Annotated in this window: 13 protein-coding genes; 2 read left to right on the forward strand and 11 right to left on the reverse strand. The window is 66.9% G+C overall.

All coding sequences use genetic code 11. The features are described 5' to 3' along the window. Nucleotides 1–10 precede the first annotated feature (10 nt). The 11 genes from E3C22_RS01045 to E3C22_RS01095 form a co-directional block, all read right to left on the reverse strand. Complete coding sequence (locus E3C22_RS01045) at nucleotides 11–1,174, reverse strand: 2Fe-2S iron-sulfur cluster-binding protein (protein WP_134759377.1); 1,164 nt, start codon at nucleotides 1,172–1,174, stop codon at nucleotides 11–13. Beyond that, nucleotides 1,171–1,995, reverse strand: coding sequence for an FAD binding domain-containing protein (locus E3C22_RS01050; RefSeq protein ID WP_134759379.1), 825 nt, complete (start codon nucleotides 1,993–1,995; stop codon nucleotides 1,171–1,173). Before E3C22_RS01050 ends, E3C22_RS01045 begins: the two co-directional genes overlap by 4 nt. After that, nucleotides 1,992–4,361 carry a xanthine dehydrogenase family protein molybdopterin-binding subunit gene (locus E3C22_RS01055; protein WP_134759381.1) on the reverse strand — a complete coding sequence of 790 codons (2,370 nt, stop codon included), beginning with the start codon at nucleotides 4,359–4,361 and terminating at the stop codon, nucleotides 1,992–1,994. Before E3C22_RS01055 ends, E3C22_RS01050 begins: the two co-directional genes overlap by 4 nt. 332 nt (nucleotides 4,362–4,693) lie before the next feature. Further along, on the reverse strand, nucleotides 4,694–5,932 hold the full coding sequence (locus tag E3C22_RS01060; RefSeq protein WP_134759383.1) for an amidohydrolase family protein: 1,239 nt from the start codon (nucleotides 5,930–5,932) through the stop codon (nucleotides 4,694–4,696). A gap of 16 nt (nucleotides 5,933–5,948) precedes the next feature. Continuing rightward, nucleotides 5,949–6,809: a GNAT family N-acetyltransferase gene (locus tag E3C22_RS01065; protein ID WP_134759385.1), complete on the reverse strand. Its 861-nt coding sequence runs from the start codon at nucleotides 6,807–6,809 to the stop codon at nucleotides 5,949–5,951. Beyond that, the gene (locus tag E3C22_RS01070) at nucleotides 6,806–7,561 is read right to left on the reverse strand and encodes an aspartate/glutamate racemase family protein (RefSeq protein ID WP_134759387.1); all 756 of its coding nucleotides are present in this window, start codon (nucleotides 7,559–7,561) and stop codon (nucleotides 6,806–6,808) included. Before E3C22_RS01070 ends, E3C22_RS01065 begins: the two co-directional genes overlap by 4 nt. A gap of 165 nt (nucleotides 7,562–7,726) precedes the next feature. Next, nucleotides 7,727–8,626, reverse strand: coding sequence for an ABC transporter permease (locus E3C22_RS01075; RefSeq protein WP_134759389.1), 900 nt, complete (start codon nucleotides 8,624–8,626; stop codon nucleotides 7,727–7,729). A gap of 4 nt (nucleotides 8,627–8,630) precedes the next feature. Next, nucleotides 8,631–9,590 (reverse strand): ABC transporter permease, encoded by a 960-nt coding sequence (locus tag E3C22_RS01080; RefSeq protein ID WP_134759391.1) that lies wholly within the window; start codon nucleotides 9,588–9,590, stop codon nucleotides 8,631–8,633. A 4-nt stretch (nucleotides 9,591–9,594) separates the two neighbouring features. Continuing rightward, the gene (locus tag E3C22_RS01085) at nucleotides 9,595–10,878 is read right to left on the reverse strand and encodes an ABC transporter substrate-binding protein (protein WP_134759393.1); all 1,284 of its coding nucleotides are present in this window, start codon (nucleotides 10,876–10,878) and stop codon (nucleotides 9,595–9,597) included. Nucleotides 10,879–10,934: 56 nt separating this feature from the next. Continuing rightward, entirely contained in the window at nucleotides 10,935–11,921 is a 987-nt protein-coding gene (locus tag E3C22_RS01090; RefSeq protein WP_245514697.1) for an ABC transporter ATP-binding protein, read from the reverse strand. Between the two features lie 164 nt (nucleotides 11,922–12,085). Then, a complete protein-coding gene (locus E3C22_RS01095) occupies nucleotides 12,086–12,721 on the reverse strand; it encodes a LysE family translocator (protein WP_134759397.1) in 636 nt (211 codons plus the stop codon). A 146-nt stretch (nucleotides 12,722–12,867) separates the two neighbouring features. Between E3C22_RS01095 and E3C22_RS01100 the strand changes: the two genes are divergently transcribed. Both E3C22_RS01100 and E3C22_RS01105 read left to right on the forward strand, forming a co-directional pair. Beyond that, nucleotides 12,868–14,001, forward strand: coding sequence for a carboxylate-amine ligase (locus tag E3C22_RS01100; RefSeq protein ID WP_134759403.1), 1,134 nt, complete (start codon nucleotides 12,868–12,870; stop codon nucleotides 13,999–14,001). 71 nt (nucleotides 14,002–14,072) lie between these two features. Continuing rightward, nucleotides 14,073–14,663: a Uma2 family endonuclease gene (locus E3C22_RS01105; protein ID WP_167591586.1), complete on the forward strand. Its 591-nt coding sequence runs from the start codon at nucleotides 14,073–14,075 to the stop codon at nucleotides 14,661–14,663. Nucleotides 14,664–14,673: the final 10 nt, after the last annotated feature.

The raw sequence follows: 14,673 nt of genomic DNA on the forward strand, positions 1-14,673 counted from the left end.
GCAACGTGGATCAACCGCGCAGCCTCGCAAGAAGCTTCTGCACGCGCATCGAGATCGTTTCAAAGATCAGCCCGAAGCCCGACATCGGTGCGGCATGCACCGGGCCGCGGCCCTCGGCGAGTGCCGCCAGATTGTCGGCGAAGCGGGCGAGCAGCCTGTCGACGACGTCGGCGACGATGGCCGGGCGTCCGAATTGCGACAGCGGGCCCTTCAGACGGTAGACGAGGGCGACGACGAGGACGCTGCCTGCGGTATCGGCACCCGCCTCGACGGCAAAGCGCATCTGGCCTTCGGCCTGCGACCGGCTGACCGGATCGCCGCCGGTGCCGCGCACAAGGCCTGTCCTTCGCACTTCGTCATAGGCGACGAGGGCGCGGCCGCGAAATTGCGCCCGCATCGGGCCGATCGCCACCGTAAAGCTTCCCGTCACGGGCTCGCCTGGTCCCTCGGGCACGCTCTCCAGCGATGCGCCCGGCAGGCAGGCGACGACGGCCTGAAAATCTTCAAGCAGCGTCCAGAGGGCTTGCGGCGCGATGTCCAAAGAGAGCCGCCGTTCCAGCGTGACGCCGCCGTCGATCCGCTCGGGGATCGGCAACGTGGTGGCAAAGGAGGTTGCTGCAGGCCTGGCGGAGGCTGTCGCCGCGGCAGGGGGCTGCGGCCCGTTCTCCGCCGCCGAAAGCGCGGGACGCTCGCGCGGCTGAAGTGGCGCCGTTAGCGGGTCGGCGAGAACCTCGGCGATCGCCGCGACGATGCCTGCATAGCCTGTGCAGCGGCAGAGATTGCCGGCGAGCTCTTCCCGGATACGCGGCTCGTCGGCCTCCGGCAGCCGGCGGACGATGTCGTAGGCGGTGGCGAGCATGCCCGGTGTGCAGTAGCCGCATTGCAGCGCGTGATGGCGGCTGAAGGCGTCGCGCAGCCGCGTCATCAGCGGATCGTCTTCGAAGCCTTCCACGGTCTGCACCTCGGCGCCGTCGCAGCTTGCCGCGAAGGTCAGGCAGGAGCGCACCGGCCGGCCGTCGACCATCAGCGTGCAGGCGCCGCAGACGCCGTGCTCGCAGCCGAGATGGGTTCCGGTGAGAAGCAGGTCCTCGCGCAGGAAATCGGCGAGATGGGTTCGCGGCTCGACCTCGGCAGACTGGCGGCGGCCGTTGACGGTCAGCGAAATGGCGGTCACGACGGCATGTCCTCGTCTTTCGCCGCCGCGAGACAGGCTCTGCGGACGGCGGCGGCGTGCAGCGCCAGGGTCGCCGGCGGGTTCGGCGCCGTGAGGCGCTCGAGCAGCGGCAGGGCGATATCGGGATCGGCCAGGACTGCTTCAGGGTCGTCGAGGACGATGGGCGCTCGCTCGATGGCACCGACGACGATGCGGGTCTCGCCGCGCTCGAGGTCGATCAGCACCGCCGCGCTGGCCTTGGCGAACTCGCCGGCCTTCTGGGTGAATTTCCAGTAGCCCCAGCGCGCGCTGGAGCCGCGCTTGGCGATCCGGATGCCGGTGATCACCTCGCCAGGCTCGAGCGCCGTCGCCAGCGGGCCTTGAACGAAACCGGTCATCGGCAGCGTCCGTGCGGCGTTTTCGCCGGCGATCACCACCTCGGCGCCCAGCGCCGTCAGCGTCACCACCCAGTCGGCGGCCGGATCTGCATGGGCGAGGCTGCCGCCGATGGTGCCGCGATTGCGCACGGCGCGATAGGCGATGCCGCGGGCGATCGCCGCCAGCCAGCCGGGCGTCGCGTCGGCAACGTCGCCATCCTCGAATTCGGCGTGGCGGATGGCGGCGCCGTAGAGCAGCGCGTCGCCCTCGTCGGTGACGGTGCGAAGATCGCCGGCGCGGGTGACGTCGACGAGATGGCTCGGCCGGGCGAGCCTCAGGTTCAGCATCGGGCCGAGCGACTGGCCACCGGCGAGGATCTTTGCCGAGACGCCGCCGGCGCCGAGATGCCGGCGCGCATCGGCGGCCGAGGCCGCTGCGACATAGGCGAAGGGCGCCGGCTTCATGCCGCCCGTTCCTTCTGCGCGGCGAGGGCGCCGAGCACCCGCTCGGGCTTGATCGGCAATTCGCCGATGCTGGCGCCGAGATCGGCCATGGCATCGTTGACGGCGTTGGCGATGGCGGCCGGCGGGCCGATCGCGCCGCTCTCACCGATGCCCTTCTGGCCGAAGCGCGTCAGCGGCGAGGGCGATTCCATGTGCTGGATGCGGATCGCCGGGATCTCCGCGGCCCCCGGCAGGTGATAATCGGCAAAGGTCGCGGCCATCGGCTGGCCGGAGGCGTCGAAGGCCATCTCCTCGAACAGCGCCGTGCCGATCCCTTGGGCCGCGCCGCCGAGAACCTGGCCATCGACCACCATCGGATTGATCATCACCCCGGCATCCTCGACGATCACATAGTCGAGGAGCCGAACCGAACCGGTCTCGATGTCGAGGGAGACGACGACGGCGTGGCAGGCATAGGAGAAGGTGCCGGTGTCGCGTTGCGGCTTGTAGGCCTCGGTGACTTCGAGGCCGGCGAGTTCCGCCCCGGCGGGAAGGTGCTGCGGGCCGAGATACCAGAGGCGGCCGATCTCTGCGAGCGAGACCTTGCCTTGGCCCTGGCGGGTGCGGGCCATGCCGCCGGCAAGGACAATCTCCTCGGCGGGAACCTGCAGGAGATGGCCGGCGATCGTCCTGATGCGCTCGCCGAGCTTCTGCGTCGCCGCCGCCACCGCGCCGCCGGCCATGACCGCGCAGCGCGAGCCCCAGGTGCCGGTGGAATAGGGCGTCAGCGCCGTGTCGCCATGGACGAGGCGCACCCGCGAGATCGGCACGCCGAGCTCTTCATGGGCAATCTGGGCCAGCGTCGTCTCGAGGCTCTGGCCGTGGCTCTGCACGCCGACGCGCAGTTCGAGGCCGCCATCGGGGGTGAGCCGCGCGCCGGCCTGCTCGGCTCCCGGTACCATCGGGATGCCCCAGCCGGCATAGACGGAGGTGCCGTGGGCGCCCTGTTCGCAGAAGATCGAGAAGCCGACGCCGATGCGCTCGCCGGCCTTCTGCCGCGCCCTGACGGCGGGAACGTCGATCGCCTCGACGGCGCGCCTGAGCGCCTCGGGATAGTCGCCGCTGTCGAAATATTTGCCGGTGATGTTGGTGAAGGGCATCGCCTCGGGCGGCACCAGATTCTTCGCCCGGATCTCATGGCCCTCGATGCCGAGCTCGGCGGCGAGCGCGTCCATCATCAGCTCCATGGCGAAGCAGACGCCGGTGCGCGCGACGCCCCGATAGGGCAGGATCGCCGGCTTGTTGGTAGCGACCGACCAGGTGCGGCAGCGATAGCCGGCCATCCGATAGGGGCCGGGCAGGATGCTGGCGACCTGCGCCGCCTCGAGGCAGGCCGAGAAGGGGTAGATCGAATAGGCGCCGGAATCGACGATCGCCTCGCAGTCGACGGCGAGCAGCGTGCCGTCGGCGCTCGCATAGCCAATGATCTCGTAGTGATGTTCGCGGCAATTGGCGTTGCCGGTCAGATGCTCGCGGCGATCCTCGATCCAGCGCACCGGGCGGCGCAGCGTCATAGCGGCCCAGGCGACGAACACCTCCTCGGTGGAGAGGATGCCCTTGTAGCCGAAGCCGCCGCCGACATCCGGCGGGATCACCCGCACTCGGCCATGATCGAGGCCGAGGCATTCGCAGAGGCCGGTGCGCACGATATGCGGCATCTGCGTCGCGGTGTAGACGACGAGCTGTTCGGCCTGATTGTCCCAGTAAGCGACGACGCCGCGACCCTCCATCGGCGCCATGCACTGGCGCGAGGTGCGGTAGGTCCGCTTCACCACCGCAGCCGCCCCGGCAATGCCGGCGTCGAAGTCATAGTCGACGGCGGTCTCAAGGAAGACGTTCTCCTCCCAGTCTTCGTGGAGCAGCGGCATTTCGGCGTCGCGCGCCGTGGTCATCTCGTGAACGGCGGGAAGCTCTTCGAGATCGACGACGACCTCGTCGGCGATGTCCTCGGCCAAAGCGCGGGACGGGGCGAGGCAGGCAGCGATTGCCTCGCCGACATGGCGGACCTTGGCGTCGGCGAGGATCGGTTGCACGGAGGAGCGGAAGCCGGCCAGGCCGGAATCGGCGCGAATGCCTTTCGCGCCCACGAGATCGGCGGCGACGAAGACCGCGTCCGCGTGGGCGTCTGGCTTGGCGATGTGGCCGATGCGGGCATGGGCGAGGGGGCTGCGGACGAAGGCGACGTCGAGCATGCCGGGCAGCTTGATGTCGGCGACGAAGCGCCCGCGGCCGGTGAGATAGCGCGCATCCTCGAGCCGCAATGGCGAGGCGCCGACCCCTTGCCCGCGGTCTTTCAAGTCCGGCGCGGCGTCTGTGCAGTCATCCATTCCGCATCGCTCTTGCCCAATCATCGTGGATACATGCGTCGTCTTCTCCGCCGCTGCCCAGGGAATGGTGTGCGGGAGTTCATGCAGCCGGACGCGAGACTTGTCCCGGAGTGCCGACCGGCCCGCCGCGCCGCCTCGCGAGAGCCAGACAAGCCCATCTCTCACTATACTGATGATCGGTATGCTGACAAGTGATCGGCTTGCGGGTTGTGGTTGAATCCTATGACGAGTGAACGTCTTCGAGCGCATCCGTGGCTTCGCCCGCGAGGCGTGCAGCCGGGGATGCGGCGATGCGGCGTCTGACCGGCCTCCCGAGTAAAAGCCGGGACCGACTAGTCTCCGGCCTTGTCAGCGACAATCGTCGGCAGCGGGTGCTCGAATGTCTGGCGGCCGGCCTTCCATCCGGCGATCGGCTGGGCGATGCGGCGGACGGCCTCTGCCGCGCTCGTGGCATCGAGGACAACGAGGTCGGCTGGGGCGCCGACCTCCGGCGTTTCAGGCCTCGCAAGGCCGATGACCGAGGCGGCCCGCTCGCCGACCATCGCGAAGGCGGATGCCATCTCTTCGTCGCTGCCGATCTGCGCGACATTGGCGAAGAGGTTCGCCATGCGGATCAGCGATGCATCACCGAAAGGCGTGAAGGGATTCATGACATTGTTGGTGGCGACCGCCGTCCTGACGCCGGCCCTGGCGAGGCGGTCGGCCGGCGCCATGCCGCGCGGGGCGAGCCGGTCGGCATCCCGGCCCATCAGATAGAGATCCGTCGCCGGCAGGACGACGAGGCCGATATCGGCTGCGGCCAGTTCGCCGGCAAGCCGGTCGAAGCGGTCCGGCGCCATCGCCGACAATTTGCTGACATGGCCGATCGACACCCGCCCCTGGAGTCCGCGCGCCTTCACGGCGGCAATCAGCGCCGGCAGGTCTGAGCCCTCTGGATCGAGGTCGAAGTCGATGTGGAAGTCCGCCGGAACGCCGAAGCGCTCGGCAAGGTCGAGCACGAGATCGATGTGGGCCACAGGATCGGGGTCGGTATAGGGACAGCCGCCGACGCTGGTGGCGCCGCCCTCCAGCGCCGCGACCAGAAGGTCGTGGGTCGCCATCTCCTGGGTCAGGCCCTCCTGGGCGAAGGCGCAGAGATCGAGGTCGATCATCCCGGCATAGTCACTCTTCAGCCGGGTCAGAGCTTCGAAGGATCTGAGGCCGACGCGCGGGTCGGTCTCGACGAAGCTGCGCATCGCCATGGTGCCGGAGACGATCGCCTGACGGAGCACGGTCTCCGCGCGGGCATAGACGTCCTCCTCGGTGAAGCCGGCCTTGGCCTTCGCCGTCAGCGACACGGCTTCCTGCAGCGTGCCCTGGCAGATCGGGCAGCGATCGAGGATCAATGCCTTGTCGAGATGGATGTGGGCGTCGACGAAGCCGCTGCACACGAAGCGGCCCTCGGCCGAGCGGCTTGGGGCCCCTTCAGGAAGACCCGGCGAGAGGGCCGCGATGCGCCCGCCCGCAACGCCGATGTCGAGGATCTCGTCGCGGCCGCCGAGCCTGGCATCGCGCAGGATGAAGTCGAACATCGCCCGTCCTCGTCTTTCAGCCGAGCTCGAAGCTCGTCACACCGAAGATCCGATCGAGCGGCAGGACAGGCGGCTCGCCCTTCACCATCCGCGCGGTCTCGAAGACCGGCTTCATCCCCCGCGATGCGGCAAGGGCGATCCCGGCCTTGTTGGGTTCGGGAACGTCGAGCACCAGCGGTTCGCCCGGCGGGACCATCCGCACCAGCGCGTCGAAGAGGTCCGATGCCGCATCGGGCGTCTCGGCAAACAGCGGCCCGATCTTGAAGCCGGTGCGGCAGGGCCGCACGACGCCGTAGCCGGCAAGCCCGCCGCCGGGCAACGTCATCAGCCGCGACACGTGGCCGGGCGTCGACAGCCAGGTCTTCAGGAAGGCGCCGCGTTCAAAACCGAAATGCCGGGCGTCGAAGGCGACGATCGGTTCGAGATCGTCGTCGCCGACCGGCCGCGCACCCTCCTGTCCGTCGGCGATCGGCGCGGCGACGCCCTGATGGCGTATGTTGCGATGCTGCAGGACGAAGCCGGATCTGGCATAGGCCGCCTGCTGGTCGACGACGCCGTCGAGCCCGATCGAGCGGCCTTCGAGCCGAGCCATGCCTGCCTGCCAGAGCGCCCAGCCGATTCCCTGGCCTCTCAGGCCCGGCCGCACGATGTAGAAGCCGAGAAAGCCGTGATCCCCGTCATAGGCGACGACCGAGATCGAGGCTGCAGGCTTGCCATCCAGGAAGGCCATCAAGAAGCCGTCCGGATCGGCGGCTCGGAAGGCCGCTGCATCGCCGAGGCCGGGGTTCCAGCCCTCCTCGGCCGCCCAGTCGACGGCGATCTCGAGTTCCGCCTCGCGCATCGGGCGGATTTCGAGATCGGGCGGAGTGCCGGTCATGCTTCGACTTCGGCCCTTGCGGGGACCATGCCGTCCGGATAGACGAAGCCCTGGTCCTTCGGCGAAGGCGGCGCATAGCCTCCGCGCTTGGCCGTCTTCAGGCCGAGTGTCACGGCCCCCTCCATCAGCTTGACCGCCGCCGAGACCCCCTCGACCACCGGCACGCCATGGCGCTCCGAAAGCTCGGCGGCAAGACCCGCCATCCCGGCGCAGCCGAGGACGATCGCCTCGGCGCCGTCTTGGTCGATGGCCCTGGCGATCTCCTCGGAAATCTTGTCGTTGGCGGCCTCAGGGTCGGCCTCGAGGGCAAGGACCGGCAGTTCCGACGCGCGGACGCTGGCGCACAGCCCGGACAGGCCGGCGCGAGCAAGATTGTCCTCGAGGATCGGCACGGAGACAGACAGGGTCGTCACCACCGAGAAACGCCGGGCGACGAGGCTCGCCATCCGCGCGGCGGCCTCGCCGATGCCGATCACCGGCCCCTTGAGGATCGAGCGGGCGGCTTCGAGGCCGGTATCGTCGAAACAGGCGATGACATGGGCGTCCGCGCCGTCACGCTCGGCGATCGCCAGGGCATGGAGAAGCCCCGGCACGGCCAGTGCGCCGTCGACATGGCCCTCGATCGAGACCGGCCCCGCGTCGTTCTGATAGGCAAGGATTTCAGTGCCCCGCGCCGCCGCATGGCGCGCCGCTAGGGCGATCGTCTCGGTCATCGACCGGGTGGAGTTGGGATTGACGATCGAGATCCGCAACGGGCCCCCTCAGACGGCTGGTGGTCCCTCTAGACGATCGGCTGCCGGCGGCTCCGACGTTCCGGGACACTGTCGCAACATCAGCACTCTTACGGCATTGTCGCAGCGCGGAGGCGGCGAATTTGTCACGCGGCCAAACCGATTTTCATGGATGCGTCCGGGCGATCAGTCCGCCAGCGCGCGGCGCTGCCTTCTGCGCTGCAACAGGACGAAGGCCGCGAGCGTCCCGAAGATCACCGTAAAGGACACCGCCGTGACGGAAGTTCCGAGCGCGTAGATCTCCGGCGTCGTCACCGTCGTCGTCAATGCGGCAAGCTCCAGCGGCAGGGTGTTGGTGGAACCCATGGTCTGGCTGGAGCGGGCGATCTCGTCCCAGGAAAGGGTGAAGCCGAACAGCGCGATGCCGATCAGGAAGGGCGCGATCATCGGCAGCACCACATGGCGGAAGCTCTGCCAGTTGGAGGCACCGAGGTCGCGGGCTGCCTCTTCGTAGCTCTTGTTCAGCCGGTTGAACACCGCGAACATGATCAGGAGGCCGAATGGCAGCGTCCAGGAAAGATGCGCGCCGAGGCCCGAGGTGAAGAGGCCAAGCGAATTGCCTCGCCGCGACAGAAGGCCGATCTGGTAGAGCAGGGGTCGCAGGATGTCGTCGAGGATGCGGAATTCCAGCGCGATGCCGAGCGAGACGACGATCGACGGCACGATCAGGCTGGCAATCGCGACATAGAACAGCGCCGTCGATCCGAAGAACTTCTTGCGGAAGGCAAGTCCCGCCAGCACCGAGATGACGACCGTCAGCACCATCACCGTCAGGCCGAGGATCAGCGAGCGCTGGAAGGCACTGCCGATATCGACGGTGCCGCGGCCGCTCCACAGCCGCTCGAACCAGTAGAGCGAGACGCCGTTCATCGGGAAGGTGAGACCGCCGGAGGGGCCCTGGAAGGACAGGATGAGGATCGTCACCACCGGCCCGTAGAGAAAGACCACGAAGAGCGCGAAGAACGCCGACAGCGCGTAGAACGAGCCGGGGCGCTTCTCCTCGCGGGTGGTGGAGGCGGTGGCCATGCCTTCAGAGCTCCTTGCGGATATCGACGAGGCGCAGCATGCCCCAGATGGTGACGAGAACCACCGCGAGGAGAACGATGGCGTTGGCCGCGGCGATCGGGAACTGCAGGAAGTTGATCTGGGTCTGGATGACCTTGCCGACCGAGGCGATCTGCTGGCCGCCCATGATGCCGATGGTCAGATAGTCGCCGGTGACGATTGTGACGACGAAGATCGAGCCGATCAGGATGCCGGGCTTGACCAGCGGGATGATGACGTTGGTCAGCGTCTGCCAGCCGGAAGCGCCGGCGTCGTAGGCCGCCTCGATCAGCGAGCGGTCGATGCGCATCATCGAGTTGAAGATCGGCACCACCATGAACAGCGTGTAGAGGTGGATGAGGGCGAGAGAGACGGCGAAGTCGGAGTAAAGCAGCCATTCCAGCGGCCGGTCGATCAGCCCTGTCGCCAGCAGCATCTCGTTGACGAGACCGTTGCGGCCGAGCAGCGGGATCCAGGAGATCATCCGGATGACGTTCGAGGTCCAGAACGGAATGGTGCAGACCATGAAGAGCGCGATCTGCATCGGCAGCGTGCGGATGTGGAAGGCGAGGAAATAGGCGATCGTGAAGCCGATCGCGAGCGTCATCGCCCAGACGATGGCGACGAATTTCAGCGTCGAGAGATAGGTGGCGAAGGTCGTGCAGAGGCCGGAAGAGCCTGAGAAGCAGCCATAGAAGACGTCCTGGTAGTTGGTCAGGGCGAAGGCCGGCTCGATGGAATATTCGGTGTAGTTCCAGAAAGATACGACGAAGGTCGCGATCAGCGGCAGGATGAAGAAGAGAAGGAAGACGAGCGCGATCGGCGCCGCCTGGAGATAGGCCACCCAGGCAGGCGTCCAGGAGGTGCGGCGCGCGCCGGTGCGCGCCACTCCCTTGTCGGCGTTGGACGCCCCGACCTGCGTCGGAGCGTCCAGCGTCTCGGTCATGACCTCAGGCGGCAATGAACTCGTTCCACTTGCGGATCATGTAGATGTTCTCGTCCATGACGGCGTTCCAGCAGGCGACGCGGCCCATGCGCTCGTCATAGGAGCCGCCGTCGCGGGTGGCGCCGGCCTTCTCCAGAAGCTTGCCGTCCGGCGCGTGGATGTCCTTCTCGGCCGGCTTGCCCTCGAACCAGTAGGCCCATTCGTAGGGTTCCATGGCTTCCTTGGTCGTCTCGAGGACGGCGGTGTAGTAGCCCTGCTTGGCGAGATGTGCGCCGGCCCAGCCGGAGAGGAACCAGTTGATGAACTCGTAGGCCGCATCCTTCTCGCGGTCCTCGATCGCAACCGGCAGGCCAAAGCCCGAGGCCCAGGCGCGGTAGCCTTCCTTCAGCGGCTGGTACTTGCATTCGATGCCCTGCGTGCGGACCGCGGTGACCGCCGGCGACCACATCGACTGGATGACCACCTCGCCGGAGGCCATCAGATTGACGCTCTCGTTGAAGTCGGTCCAGAAGGCGCGGAACTGGCCGGCGCGCTTGGCCTCGATCAGCGCCGCGATGGTCGCGTCGATCTCCTCGCGGGTCATGTTGCCCTTGTCGCCATATTTCATGTCACCGCGGGCTTCGATCGCCATCGCCGCGTCCATGATGCCGATGGACGGGATATTGAGGATCGCCGCCTTGCCCTTGAACTTCGGGTCGAGCAGGGAGGCCCAGCTCTCCACCGGACCGTCGATGAGGTCCGGACGGATGCCCAGCGTGTCGGCGTTGTAGGTGGTCGGGATGAGGGTGAGGAAGTCGGTCGGCTCCTCGGCGAATTCCGTCGCCTCCTCGTCCGGCAGATAGAGCACCTCGGCGGGCGCCGTGCCGTCGAGGCCGATCTTCTTACCGGCGACCGTACCCTCGCGGATCACCGAGGCGATCTTGTCCGCGAGTTTGATCTTCTTGGCATCGAGGCCCATGATGTTGCCGGAGGGAAGCAGCTTCGGCAGGGCGAAATATTCGGTGTCCACCAGGTCGAAGGAGTTCGGCTGGGTGATCACGCGCTTGGCGACGTCGTCGGTGGTCACGGCGATATATTCGACCTTGATGCCGAGATCCTCGCCGGCCTTTTCGGCGATCGCGGGCGACTGGTTCACCGCCGTCGAGAGATAGCGGAGCGTCACCTTTTCCTGGGCGATCGCCGGAAAGCCGGTGACCTTGGTGATGACGCCGGCGCCGGCGATGGCCGCCGATGCCTTGAGGATCGACCGGCGGGTGACGCCGCCGCGGGTTTCCTTCAGGATCGTCATGGAAATGCTTCCTCCGTCTCTGGTTAAAGTCTGGGTGGTGGGATCGATTGCGGCGGTCAGGCCGCGAGTTCGTGGCGGTCTGCCGGCTGCCAGCCGACGGACACCGTGTCGCCGACACTCACCGGCGCCCGGTCGAATTCGGTCTCGGCAAGCGTCACGAGAAGGTCCGTCCCGTCCTCGCGGGTGAGGGCGACATGCACGGTCATCCCCTGATATTCGACGTCGGTGACGGTCGCCTTGGCGCCGGCCTCGCCGGGCCGCGCGAGCTTGATGCGGTCGGCCCGCACGGCATAGGACTTGCCGCCTTCCGGAACGACGTTGTGGCCGCCCATGAACTTGGCGACGAACACCGTCTTCGGGGCGTTGAACACCTCGCGGGGTGAGCCGACCTGCTCGATGCGGCCGTCGTTCATCACCACCACCATGTCGGCGAGCGCCATCGCCTCTTCCTGGCTGTGAGTGACGTGGATGAAGGAGATGCCGAATTCGCGCTGGTAGCGCTTCAGTTCGGCGCGCATGCGGATGCGCAGGAACGGGTCGAGGGCCGAGAGCGGCTCGTCGAGAAGCAGCACCGTCGGGTTGGTGACGAGCGCCCGGGCGAGGGCGACGCGCTGTTGCTGGCCGCCGGAGAGCTGTGCCGGCAGCCGGTCGCCGTAACGCGTCATGTCGACCAGCGCCAGGAGATCGTCGGCGCGCTTCAGCCGCTCGGCCTTGGCCGCTCCGGCCATCTTCAGCGAGAAGGCGACGTTCTCGCGCACCGACAGATGCGGGAACAGGGCGTAGCTCTGAAACATCATCGCCGTGCCGCGCTTGGCGGGCGGCAGGTCGTTGACGACGGTGTCGCCGATCATCACGTCGCCGTCGGAGATGAACTCGTGGCCGGCGATCATCCGCAGCGTCGAGGACTTGCCGCAGCCGGACGGGCCGAGCAGGCAGCAATAGGTGCCCGCCGGGATCTTCAACGAGACCCGGTCGACGGCGATCGTTTCTCCATAGGCCTTGGTGATGGCGGCAAGTTCCAGATCGGCGGCTCGATTCGGCAAGGCATGTCCTTCAGGGCAGGCGTCGTTCGCTCCGACTGAAGCAACGGCCATGCCAAGCCTCCCGGCACGGCTTGCTGGGGTACCTTGCCCGCCTCCTTCGAACAATGATGCACAAGAAGGATACAGAGTGCCTATTTCACAGGCATACGTGGCTCGGCTGATGCCTAGGACGCGGGCCGGCGTACCAGTGCCGAGGCGATGCCCGCGCCGACGAGGCAGGCCCCGCCGAAGCGACCCGCTATCGTCAGCGCTCTCGGCCGCGTCAGCAGCGACCGGGCACCGGATGCGAGCCTCGCATAGAGGGCGGCATTGAGGACGCCGAGAAGGACGAAGGTCATGATGAAGACCGCTGCCTGCGGGAGATAGTCGCGGCCCGGAGCGATAAACTGCGGCACGAAGGCGGCGAAGAAGACGAGGCCCTTGGGGTTGAAGACCGTTACCAGGAAGGCATCGCGAAACACCCGGCCGGGTCCGCTCGTCACACCGGTTGCAACGGCGTCGGCCGGCCGCGGCGGGTTTCGCCAGAGCTTCAGCCCGATGAAGACGAGATAGGCGGCGCCGGCCCATTTGACCAAGGCGAAGGCCTCCGCCGATGCCGCGAGCAGCGCGCCGATCCCGGCAAGCGAGAGGGTCGCGGCGACGAGATCGCCAAGACCGACGCCGAGAACGCTTGCGAGCGCCGTTCTGCGGCCATGGGCGAGGGCCTGGCCGACGACCATCACCACCGTCGGGCCCGGGATTGCGAGGAGGATCACCGAGGCGGCGACGAAGGCCAGAAAGGTGGCAGGCTCGACGGGCATGAGACGGCTCTCCGGATGGTTTGTTCCGAAGGAAGCCCGGACAACGTTTCGCCTGTCAAGCAATGCGGGGCGGCCGCATCCTGCCGATGTGACGGCAAGCAGGTCCTGCGGCTTGCCTTCCACTCACGCAGCCGCAATTTGTGGTGATGGCCAGTGTCGAACCCAGCTTCACTCTTGGCATCGAGGAGGAATATCTCCTCGTCGACCGGGAAACTCTCGATCTTGCTTCGGCGCCGGAAGGCCTGCTGGAAGACTGCGTCGCCGAGCTTGGCGACAAGGTCAATCCGGAATTCCTGCGCTGCCAGATCGAGGTCGGGACCGGGATCTGCAAGACGATCGCCGAGGCGCACGAGGATCTCTCCCGGCTGAGGCAGACGGTCGCGCGCATCGCCGGTGAGCATGGCTGTGCACCGCTGGCCGTTTCCACCCACCCGACCGCCGAGTGGGACGAGCAGCGCTTCACCGACAAGGAGCGTTATCGCGAGCTGGAAGAGGATCTCGCGGCCGTCGCTCGGCGAATGCTGATCTGCGGGATGCATGTCCATGTCGGGATCGACGACGACGATCTGCGCATCGACCTGATGAACCAGTTCTCTTATTTCCTGCCGCATCTCCTGGCGCTGTCGACATCCTCGCCGTTCTGGGGCGGGCGCGATACGGGGCTGAAATCCTACCGTCTGACGGTGTTCGACAACATGCCGCGCACCGGCATCCCGCCGAGCTTTTCGAGCTTCTCCGAATATGCGAGAGCAACCGGCATCCTGATCGATACCGGTCTGATCGAGGATCGCACCAAGATCTGGTGGGATGTCCGGCCGTCCGAGCGGTTTCCGACGCTGGAATCGCGCATCTGTGACGTGATGCCGAAGATCTCGGAAGCGATCGGGGTCGCCGCGCTGACCCAGTCGCTCTTCCGGTTTCTCTATGGCTTGCGGGCCGAGAACCGCTATTGGCGGCGATATGACCGCTTCCTCATCTCCGAGAACCGCTGGCGGGCCCAGCGCTACGGTGTCAGTGAAAGCCTCATCGATTTCGGCAAAGGCGAACTCGTGCCTTATGTCGCCCTGCTCGACGAATTGATCGCGCTGGCGCGCCCCCACGCCGAGGCGCTCGGATGCCTTGCCGAAGTCGAAGGACTGCGCGACGTCTTTCAGAATGGGACGAGCGCCGACAGGCAGCTGTCGAAATTCTCCACCCTGCGGGGAGCGGGCGCGAGCGAGCGCGAAGCGCTGCATGGCGTCATCCGCATGCTGATCGACGAATTCGCCGAAGGGCTCTGAGAGGAGAAGCCGCTTTCAAGCGTGCCCCGGCATGCTACGATGGGCGGAACGGCCGATTGTCGGAGATAGTCGTGAGCCACGCTGCTCAAGAGCCATGGACCGTCGATGAATTTCTGACCTGGCAGGAGGGCCGGCCGGGCCGTTACGAATTTGTCGGGGGAATGCCGGTCAAGATGATGACCGGCGCGACGGCCCGCCACGATGACATCGTGCTCAATGTTCTTGCCGAGTTGCGCCAACGTCTGAAGGGGCGTTCCTGTCGGCCGTTTTCGGCCGACCTATGCATTAGAACCTCAGCCGACCAGATCCGGCGACCGGATGCTGGGGTAGACTGCGGGCGGCGTGAACCAGCCGATCTCGTCGCCAAGAAGCCGGTGCTGGTTGTCGAGGTGTTTTCCCCATCGACGCGCGATTTTGATCGGGCCGCCAAGCTGACGGAATACAAGGCCGTCACGTCGATCCGGACGATCCTCTATGTCGAGCCGAACCGGCCGGAGGTGTACGTCTTCGAGCGGGCTGAAGGGCCGGTAGAGAGCTGGCAGCCCGAACGGCGCGTCGTCGGCCTCGAAAACGACGTCGCGATACCCGCGCTCGGCATCGCGCTGCCGCTCGCCGAAATCTACGACGGCATCGAGTTCGTTCCGGGCCCCTTGTTCGGATAAACGCCGGTCC

Origin of the sequence: Jiella endophytica, from assembly GCF_004519335.1 — a bacterium.
In the GTDB taxonomy this organism is placed as follows: Bacteria; Pseudomonadota; Alphaproteobacteria; order Rhizobiales; family Rhizobiaceae; genus Jiella; species Jiella endophytica.